1 protein-coding gene is annotated in these 566 nt (G+C 64.5%); it reads left to right on the top strand.

The genetic code is table 11. The annotated features are described in order from the left end of the window. On the top strand, positions 1-394 hold a 394-nt coding region (locus D1614_RS28555), incomplete at its 5' end, for an ATP-binding cassette domain-containing protein (RefSeq protein ID WP_206610191.1). Positions 395-566: the final 172 nt, after the last annotated feature.

Consider the following 566-nt stretch of genomic DNA (forward strand, 5'->3'; position numbering starts at 1 on the left):
TCAACCAGGTTCTGATCCAATGACCCTCAAGCAACTGGGCGTGTCCGCCGCCGCCGCGGCCGCCGCTCTTTCGTTCGCATCCATGGCGAACGCCCAAGCCGCCAAGCCGGCCGCCGAAGAGAAGAAGCCCGAGATGGCCAAGCCGCGCGAGCGTGCCACGGTCAAGCTCAGCTACAAAGAGCAGCGCGAACTCGACGCGCTGCCCGCCACCATCGAGGCGTTGGAGGCCGAGCAGAAGCAGGTCGGCGGCGAACTGGAGGACGGCTCGATCTACGGACGTGATCCGGAGCGCGCGCAAAAGCTGGCCGAGCGCCACGAGGCCATCGAACTGGAGCTGCTGGAGGCGCTGGAACGTTGGGAAGCCCTCGAAGCCAAGCGCGCCGGCACGGTGTGACGCTGCATTAGCCACGCAATATGTCAGCGGGATGTCGAGCGAATGTGAGTTTCGGCTCGCATCCCGGCGCTGACGATCCCTCCGCATTGTCGAGGACAGCTTCCTTTACAATGCGCGCTGCATTCCCGGTGCTTGGGGACAGACCCAAGCCTGGTCAGTTTTTCCGCCTTCC

Origin of the sequence: Maribellus luteus (assembly GCF_003576475.1) — a bacterium.
In the GTDB taxonomy this organism is placed as follows: Bacteria; Bacteroidota; Bacteroidia; order Bacteroidales; family Prolixibacteraceae; genus Draconibacterium; species Draconibacterium luteum.